Source organism: Rhodoferax sp. (assembly GCF_014859475.1).
GTDB lineage: Bacteria > Pseudomonadota > Gammaproteobacteria > Burkholderiales > Burkholderiaceae_C > Rhodoferax.
The window spans coordinates 1-8,299 of the sequence record NZ_JACUUE010000106.1; the positions used below are offsets into that span (position 1 = coordinate 1).

At 62.7% G+C, this 8,299-nt stretch carries 7 protein-coding genes and 1 pseudogene; 6 read left to right on the forward strand and 2 right to left on the reverse strand.

All coding sequences use genetic code 11. The annotated features are described in order from the left end of the window. Positions 1-208: 208 nt before the first annotated feature. The gene (gene queG / locus IBX54_RS09865; protein WP_296542491.1) at positions 209-1,312 is read right to left on the reverse strand and encodes a tRNA epoxyqueuosine(34) reductase QueG; all 1,104 of its coding nucleotides are present in this window, start codon (positions 1,310-1,312) and stop codon (positions 209-211) included. Positions 1,313-1,324: 12 nt separating this feature from the next. On the opposite strand from queG, the gene tsaE reads away from it, so the two are divergent. Both tsaE and IBX54_RS09875 read left to right on the forward strand, forming a co-directional pair. Continuing rightward, the gene (gene tsaE, locus IBX54_RS09870) at positions 1,325-1,819 is read left to right on the forward strand and encodes a tRNA (adenosine(37)-N6)-threonylcarbamoyltransferase complex ATPase subunit type 1 TsaE (protein WP_296542492.1); all 495 of its coding nucleotides are present in this window, start codon (positions 1,325-1,327) and stop codon (positions 1,817-1,819) included. Continuing rightward, positions 1,816-3,228, forward strand: coding sequence for an N-acetylmuramoyl-L-alanine amidase (locus tag IBX54_RS09875; protein WP_296542488.1), 1,413 nt, complete (start codon positions 1,816-1,818; stop codon positions 3,226-3,228). The genes tsaE and IBX54_RS09875 overlap by 4 nt, the downstream gene beginning before the upstream one ends. On the opposite strand, the gene IBX54_RS09880 is transcribed toward IBX54_RS09875, so the two are convergent. Further along, a complete protein-coding gene (locus tag IBX54_RS09880; protein ID WP_296542489.1) occupies positions 3,221-3,865 on the reverse strand; it encodes a DedA family protein in 645 nt (214 codons plus the stop codon). The genes IBX54_RS09875 and IBX54_RS09880 overlap by 8 nt on opposite strands. Here IBX54_RS09880 and IBX54_RS09885 point away from each other — a divergent pair. The 4 genes and pseudogenes from IBX54_RS09885 to IBX54_RS09900 all read left to right on the forward strand — a co-directional run. Next, positions 3,864-4,345: pseudogene (locus IBX54_RS09885) on the forward strand (anaerobic C4-dicarboxylate transporter family protein); the annotation flags it as partial. The gene IBX54_RS09880 and the pseudogene IBX54_RS09885 sit on opposite strands and share 2 nt — an antisense overlap. Positions 4,346-4,405: 60 nt before the next feature. Continuing rightward, complete coding sequence (locus IBX54_RS09890; protein WP_296542493.1) at positions 4,406-4,798, forward strand: anaerobic C4-dicarboxylate transporter family protein; 393 nt, start codon at positions 4,406-4,408, stop codon at positions 4,796-4,798. A 59-nt stretch (positions 4,799-4,857) separates the two neighbouring features. After that, positions 4,858-6,828, forward strand: coding sequence for a DNA mismatch repair endonuclease MutL (mutL, locus tag IBX54_RS09895; protein ID WP_296542490.1), 1,971 nt, complete (start codon positions 4,858-4,860; stop codon positions 6,826-6,828). Between the two features lie 4 nt (positions 6,829-6,832). Next, positions 6,833-8,239, forward strand: coding sequence for an MATE family efflux transporter (locus tag IBX54_RS09900; protein ID WP_367141826.1), 1,407 nt, complete (start codon positions 6,833-6,835; stop codon positions 8,237-8,239). Positions 8,240-8,299 lie beyond the last annotated feature (60 nt).

An 8,299-nucleotide genomic window follows, 5' to 3' on the forward strand; every position in this document is an offset into this window, starting at 1 on the left:
ATTGCGTCACTTCGTTCGCAATGACGACCTCATTTCACCTTAACGCACCGGCGTCCAGCACAGTGGCTGGCTTTGGGGGGGCTGACGATTTCTGGTACCCCAGTATGAGGAAGCCGCCAAAGCCAGCCGCTGTGCGGGTAATGTGAACCGGCTGGCCAGCTGACCTTCCGGGATTGCGTTTCGCTTTATCCGGGCTACTGGTCAGCTCTCAAAATGAATTGGAATCTGACCCCAATTGTTTTAGCGCCCACGCCACATGCTCGCGCACCAGGGCGCTCGGGTGCGCGGCACGCGACGCAAGCGCGGCCAATATCGGCTTGGCTGAGTCGTCATCAATCTCGCGCAGCGCATTGCCCAATGCCACCGCAATGTTGCGTAGCCAGCGCTCATGGCCAATGCGGCGGATCGGGCTGCCCTCGGTGAAGCGCAAAAATGATTCTTCTGTCCAGGCAAATAGTTCGACCAATTGACTGCCTGCCAGTCCGGCGCGGGCGTCGAAGTCGGGCAAGGCGCTGCGCTGGGCAAATTTATTCCAGGGACAAATCAGCTGGCAATCATCACAGCCGTAGATGCGGTTGCCCATCAAGGGACGTAGTTCCAGCGGAATGGGCCCGGCGTGCTCAATCGTCAGGTACGAGATGCAGCGCCGGGCATCGAGCCGGTATGGCGCGACGATGGCCCGCGTTGGGCAAATGTCGATGCAGGCGCTGCAACTGCCGCAATGACCCGCCACGGGCTTGGTCACGGGCAGGGCCATGTCAACAAAAATTTCACCCAAAAAAAACGTTGACCCCGCCTCGCGGCTCAACAGCAGCGTGTGCTTGCCACGCCAGCCCAGCCCGCTCAAACTGGCCAATTCGGCCTCCAACACCGGTGCCGAGTCGGTGAACACGCGGTAGCCCAGCGGCCCCAGCGCAGCCGTCATTTGATCGCTCAACTTTTGCAGCCGGTTGCGCATGACCTTGTGGTAATCCCGGCCGCGGGCATAGACCGAAATGATGCCTTCAGTCGGCTGCCCCAGTCGCCCCAGCTCCAGCGTCTGCCAGCCCTCGGGGGTGTCGGCCGGCAAATAATCCATGCGCGCGGTGATCACCCGCAGGGTGCCTGGCACCAGCTCGGTCGGGCGCGCACGCTTGAGGCCATGCGCCGCCATGTAGTGCATGTCACCATGGAATCCAGCCGCCAGCCACGCCGATAATCCGGGTTCTGCACCGGTCAAATCGACACCGGCCACGCCAATTTGTGAAAATCCCAATGCCCGACCCCATTGCTGAATTTTGGAGACCCATTGACTGCTGTTGAGTTGCCGCATGGTGCTGTTCACCTGCCGATTGTAAAAAACCTGCTTCTGTGTGACGAAGCCGCCACCGAAGGCTTTGCCCGCGCGCTCGCCGCGTTGCCCGAAGTGCGCCAGACCTACATCGAACTGCAAGGCGATCTGGGCGCCGGCAAGACCACGCTGGTGCGCCATCTGCTGCGCGCGCTTGGGGTGCAAGGGCGCATCAAAAGCCCCACCTACGCCGTGGTGGAACCCTACGAACTGCCTGATCTCAACATCTGGCATTTTGATTTTTACCGCTTCAGCGACCCGCGCGAATGGGCTGACGCCGGCTTTCGCGACATCTTTGCCAGCCCGGGCCTGAAGCTGGCCGAATGGCCGGAAAAGGCGGCGGGCTGCACGCCGCTGGCCGACCTGGTCATTCAACTCGAGGTGCCCGATGATGAAATACGTCAGGCAACCCTGACAGCGCAAACCGGCCTGGGGGTCGACCTGCTGCGCCGACTCGACGAGCCAGCGCCCAGTGAGGCCAAGACATGAAACGGCGCCAGTTGCTGCAGTCGGGCACGCTGGTGCTGTTGCTGGGCGCGCAGCATCTGGCCCGTGGCGCCAGCATTGTGGCGGTGCGCGTCTGGCCGGCGCCCGATTACTCGCGCGTGACCATCGAATCTGACGCGCGGCTGAGCTTCAAGCAAAGCTTTGTGCCCAACCCGCCCCGCCTGGCAGTGGATGTGCAGGGCCTTGACCTGAACCCGGCGCTGCGCGAGCTGGTGGCCAAGGTGAGCGCCACCGACCCGACCATTTCCGGCATTCGCGTTGGCCAGTTCAGCCCCGGCGTGGTGCGCCTGGTGTTCGACCTCAAGCAGCCTATTGCGCCGCAGGTGTTCACCCTGACGCCGGTGGCGGCCTACCAGCACCGCTTGGTGTTCGATTTGTACCCGACCCAGGTGGCCGACCCGCTGGAGGCGCTGATTGCCGAGCGGCTCAAGGAAAGTACCGACACGCGCATCGCCGCAGCGCCAGCGGCCGATCCGCTGGGCGAGTTGATCGCCCAGAAAGACCGGCCCGAGCCGACACCGCCCAGCGCGCCGAATGCTGCTGGCAATCAAACCAACGAAGCCGCCGACGTGATTGCTGCTTTTGCCATGCCAAGTGATGCCCGCGCGCTCAAAAAAGGCAAAAGACTGCCACCACAGGTGATGCGCGCCCCTGCCCCGGCCGCCACTGACCGGCTCATCATCATTGCGGTCGATCCCGGCCACGGCGGCGAAGACCCCGGCGCCATTGGCCCGGCCGGTACCTATGAAAAAAATGTGGTGCTGCGGCTGGCCCACCGGCTGCGTGACCGCATCAACGTGGCATCGAGCAACGGCAACCCGATGCGCGCATTTTTAACCCGCGATGCCGACTTTTTTGTGCCGCTGCACACCCGGGTGGAGAAGGCGCGCCGGGTGCAGGCCGACCTGTTCATCAGTCTGCACGCCGATGCCTTTTTTACCCCACGCCCGCAAGGCGCCAGCGTGTTTGCCCTGAGCCAGGACGGCGCCTCCAGCAGCGCCGCGCGCTGGATGGCCGCCAAGGAGAACAAGGCCGATGTGATTGGCGGCCTCAATGTGCGCGCCCGTGATGCCCAGGTCAAGCGCGCCCTGCTCGACATGAGCACCGCCGCCCAGATCAAGGACAGCCTGCAGCTGGGCGGGGCCATGCTCAAGGAAATAGGCCGCGTCGGCAAGCTCCACAAGCCGCGGGTCGAGCAAGCCGGCTTTGCCGTGCTCAAGGCACCCGAGATACCCAGTGTGCTGGTGGAGGCGGCGTTCATCAGCAACCCCGACGAAGAAGCCAAGCTCAACAGCGACGCCTACCTGAACCAGCTGGCCGATGCGCTGATGCGTGGCATTAACGCCTATTTCGCCAAAAATCCGCCGCTGGCACGCAGTCGCACTACCTGAGCGGCTGCTTGCGCGCCTTCCAGGCACCAAACATCACGATCAGCCCCGGCACCAGAATCATCGCCCAGATGATCTTGTCAAGGTTCACCTTGACCCATGGAATGCTGCCCAGAAAGTAGCCTGCCGTGCAAATACCCAGCACCCAGATCACGGCACCCGTCACGTTGAACAGGGTGAACTTGACGCGACTCATGGCCGCCACCCCGGCCACGAAAGGTGCAAACGTGCGCAAAAACGGCATGAAGCGCGCCAGAATAATGGTGATGCCGCCATACCGCTCGTAAAAATTGTGGGTACGGTCGAACGCGGCCTTGTTGAAAAGCCGCGAGTTTTCCCACTTGAACACCTTGGGCCCGAAATAGCGCCCGATGGTGAAGTTGCACTGGTCCCCCAAAATGGCGGCCAGCAGCAGCACCGAAACCGCCACGGGGTAGCTCATCAGCCCCGCGCCACACAGCGCCCCCACCACGAACAGCAGGGAGTCGCCTGGCAAGAACGGCATTACGACCAGGCCAGTCTCGACAAAAATGATCACAAACAGCAGCGCATAAACCCACACACCATAGCTTTGCACAAAGGTTTCCAGGTGTTTGTCAACGTGGAGGATGAAGTCAAAAAGAAAGGGGATGATGTCCATGCGGCTGGATTATCCCCGGCAAGCGGACATCTTTTTACAACTGATTGTGATTCTGGTGTGCCTGTTTTACGGCGCCAGAAAAGGCGGCGTGGCCCTTGGGCTGCTGGCTGGCATCGGCCTTGTCATCATGGTGTTTATCTTTGGCCTCAAGCCGGGCAAACCACCGGTCAATGTGATGCTGACCATCATCGCTGTGGTGGCTGCATCGGCCACGTGGTGTACACCATGCTGCCAATCATTTACGACGTGGCCATCAAAAACAATATCCGCCCCGAGCGCCCCATGGCGGCGTGATCGGTGTCAGCACAGATGGGTATTTTGGCCAGCCCGGTGGCGGTGGCGGTGGTGGCGCTGGTAGCTTTTCTGGCAAAAGCGCCGATGGGCGACCATGTGATCGACTTTGTGCAGGTGCTTTCGATCACCATTGCTTCCACACTGACCGGTGTGCTGCTGATCGGCATCTTCAGCTGGTTCCGCGGCCAGGACTTTGACCAAGACCCCGAGTTTCAGGCGCGCATTGCCGACCCCGAACAACGCAAGATGGCCGACACCGTGTTTGCAGCCCACCTGACCGAATTGAAAGCCGCGCTGACCGAGATCGTCAAGACGCAACCATGGACCTATGCGATTGTGTTGCTGCTGGTGTCCAAGCTGGTCAATTCGCAAGCCGCGGCCATCAGCGCCATGGTGCCGGTGGGTCTGGCCATTGGCGTGCCGCCCGGCTACATCGTGGCCTTTGCCGCAGCCTCCTATGGCTACTACATTTTGCCGACCTACCCCAGCGACCTGGCTGCCATCCAGTTTGACCGCTCGGGCACCACCCACATCGGCAAGTACGTGATCAACCACAGCTTCATCATTCCGGGCCTGATTGGCGTGGGCACCTCGTGCCTGATAGGCTACCTGCTGGCATCGGCCAGTGGCTTGATCTGACACTTTAGTCCCGGGAAACCGGGCAGTTTTCCCGCCACCCAGGAACCTAAAATGCCTGGGTGAACTTCGATCCAGCACCCCTTTCAAAAACTCCCCGCCGCCCCATCCGCGAACTGCCCGACACCCTGATCAGCCAGATTGCCGCCGGTGAAGTGGTTGAGCGGCCCGCCTCGGTGGTGCGCGAACTTCTTGACAACGCGCTTGACGCCGGGGCCAAGCAGATCACCGTGCGGCTACTGGCCGGAGGTGTGCGGCTGATCAGTGTGGAAGACGACGGCGCGGGCATCCTGCCCGAAGAACTGCCGGTGGCGCTCAAGCGCCATGCCACCAGCAAGATCGGCAGCCTGTCTGAGCTGGAGTCGGTGGGCACCATGGGTTTTCGCGGCGAGGCGCTGGCCGCCATCAATGCCATTGCCGATTGCGCCTTGCTGTCGCGCGTGAGCGGCCAGGCCCACGCCTACTTGCTGGAAGGCCAGACCGGCGAAATCACACCGGTGGCGCGCAGCACCGGCACCACGGTCGAGGTCAAGGAGCTGTTCTTTTCTACGCCTGCGCGGCGCAAGTTCCTCAAAACCGACGCCACCGAGCTCGCGCATTGTGTTGAGGCGGTGCGGCGTCACGCGCTGGCCCGGCCCGATGTGGGTTTTGCCATCTGGCACGAAGGCAAACTGGTGGTGCAATGGCGGCGTTGCGGCGACGCAGGCCATCTGCCCGCGCTGGAGCAGCGCTTGGCCGATGTACTGGGCGCAGATTTTGTCAAACGCTCGGTTTGGGTTGACTTTTCCACCCAAGCCACGCCCGGCAGGCCCGATTACGCGCCCGTCATCAAGGTCTGGGGCCGCGCAGGCATACCCGATGCGGCAAGGGCGCGTGGCGACCAACAGTTTTGCTACGTCAACGGCCGTTTTGTGCGCGACAAGGTCATCAGCCACGCGGCTCGCAGCGCTTATGAGGACGTGCTGCACGGCCAGCGCCAGCCTGTGTATGCGCTCTACATCGAAATAGACCCGACGCGCGTCGATGTGAACGTGCACCCAACCAAGATCGAGGTGCGTTTTCGCGACAGCCGCGAGGTGCACCAGGCGGTGCGCCATGCGGTAGAAAGTGCACTGGCCATGCCGCGCGCCGGCCAAATCACAGCCAATAGTGCAGTCAATGGCGTGGCAAACAGCATGGCCAACGGCGCAGCCAATGGCTTGGCACGCCTTGCGCCGCCAGCAACGTGGTCTGAGCGGGGCAACAATGCGGACCAGACCGGCCTCGCTGCGGGCGGCATGCCCGAGCGCCCACCCACGCCGTTGTCCTACCGACAGGCAGCCATGCGCTTTGATAACCCGACGGGACATCGGGTAAGCGACCTGGGGGTGCTGTGGGCACCGGCACAAGACGCAACCCCGGCCCCAACCGAAGTGTCAGGCACCCTGCCCGTTGGCGACTGGCCGCTGGGCCGCGCGCTGGCGCAGCTCAAGGGCATTTACATCCTGGCTGAAAACGCCCAAGGCCTGGTGATTGTCGATATGCACGCGGCGCACGAACGCATCGTTTACGAGCGGCTCAAGGCGCAGTGGTCTGAGCGCCAGGGTGCCTCCAGCCTGCCCAGCCAGCCGCTGCTGATTCCGGCCACCTTTGCCGCCACAGCGCTCGAAGTTGCCACGGCAGAAGCCGAGGCGGTTACGCTGCAACTGCTGGGCCTCGACATCACGCCTTTTTCGGGCAAGACGCTGGCGGTGCGCGCCGTGCCGACCACGCTGGCGCAAGGTGACGCAGTAGAACTGGCGCGCAGCGTGCTGGCCGAACTCAGCCAGCATGAGGCCAACACCGTGGTGCAGCGCGCCCACAACGAGCTGCTCGGCACCATGGCCTGCCACGGCGCGGTGCGTGCCAACCGGCATCTGACGCTGGAAGAGATGAACGCGCTGTTACGCCAGATGGAGGCCACTGACCGCTCAGACCAATGCAACCACGGCCGCCCCACCTGGCGCAGCCTCAGCCTGCACGAACTCGATGCGCTGTTCATGCGCGGGCGTTGATCTCTTGCTAAGCCCCTTCCAACAACTGATGCGCCACCCAGCGCAGCGCAACCGGCTCGGCACCGAGTTGCGCCAGCTTTGGCACTTGGCCTGGCCCATTCTGGTGGGGCAACTGGCCTATGTTGGCATGGGCGTGGTCGAGGTCGCCATGGCCGGTCATGCCTCGGTGCAAGACTTGGCGGCGGTGTCGCTCGGGGTGTCCATCTGGAACATGCTGATGCTCACCGTGATGGGCATCACACTGGCCATCAACCCGATCGTGGCCCATCACGTGGGTGCCGGAGAGCTCGATCAAATACCGCACAAGGTGCGCCAGGCGCTCTGGAAAGCACTGGGCATTGGGCTGCTCGGCTGCCTGCTGGCCAACCTGGCCGGCTTGCTGTTCGACCACATGAGCCTGGAGCCGCGCGTGCACGACCTGGCCCGTGACTTTGTGCTGATCACCAGCCTGGCGCTGCCGCTATTTGCCTGCTACCGCGTGCTTTACGGCTACAGCACCAGCCTGAACCAGACCAAGCCGCTGATGGTGATTGCCTTGCTGTCGCTGGGGCTCAACATCGTCGTCAACTGGCTGCTGGTGTTTGGCAACTTTGGCTTTCCACGGCTCGGCGCGGTCGGCTGTGCCTGGGCCACGCTGTCAACCGTCATATTCAACCTGGCTGCACTCATCTGGTGGATGCGGCGCTCTGCCGTTTTCCGCCCAAGTTGGCCTTTTGATCACTTCGAGGCGCCGCACTGGCCCGAAATCAAAAGCCTGCTCAAACTGGGCCTGCCAATCGGTGTTACCTATTTTGCCGAGACCAGCGCGTTCAGCCTGATTTCTCTGCTGATTGCCAAATTTGGCAGCACGCAAATGGCCGCGCACCAAATCGCGCTCAATTTCACCTCGCTGGTGTTCATGGTGCCGCTCAGCCTGGGGCTGGCCTTGTTGACGCGCGTGGGCCAGTCGCTGGGCGCGGGCGAGCCGACCCGGGCGCGCTACCAGTCCTGGGTGGGCGTGGCGCTGGGTTTGGGTTTTGCCGCTGTGTCAGCCACACTGATCGCCGTCTTCAACCAGCAGGTGGCCAGCGCCTACACCAACGATGCCACCGTGGTGGCGCTTACCGCCCAACTGCTGTTGTTGGCGGCATTTTTCCAGCTCTCGGATGCCACCCAGGTGATTGCCAGTTGCGCCGTTCGGGGCTACAAGGTAACAAGCACGCCCATGCTGATCCACATGACGGCGTTTTGGGTGATCGGCCTGCCGCTGGGCATCACACTGGGCCTGGCCCCAGGCTGGATGCCTTGGGCTCCGGCTCAGCCGATGGCCGCACAGGGTTTCTGGATTGCGTTGGTGGTGGGCTTGACCATAGCCGCGCTGGGACTCACCGCGCTGCTCAGGCGGGTGGCGCGTAGCCGCTTGAAAAATTGACCTGATCCCGTCACTGCGAGCCCCCCGTATCCGGCCCGATACCGCAAACGGACCTTGAAC

Coding starts and splice junctions, on each gene's coding strand:
- queG (WP_296542491.1), bottom strand. CDS start 1,312: ATGCGGCAACTCAACAGCAGTCAATGGGTCTCCAAAATTCAGCAATGG.
- IBX54_RS09875 (WP_296542488.1), top strand. CDS start 1,816: ATGAAACGGCGCCAGTTGCTGCAGTCGGGCACGCTGGTGCTGTTGCTG.
- IBX54_RS09880 (WP_296542489.1), bottom strand. CDS start 3,865: ATGGACATCATCCCCTTTCTTTTTGACTTCATCCTCCACGTTGACAAA.
- IBX54_RS09890 (WP_296542493.1), top strand. CDS start 4,406: ATGGCCGACACCGTGTTTGCAGCCCACCTGACCGAATTGAAAGCCGCG.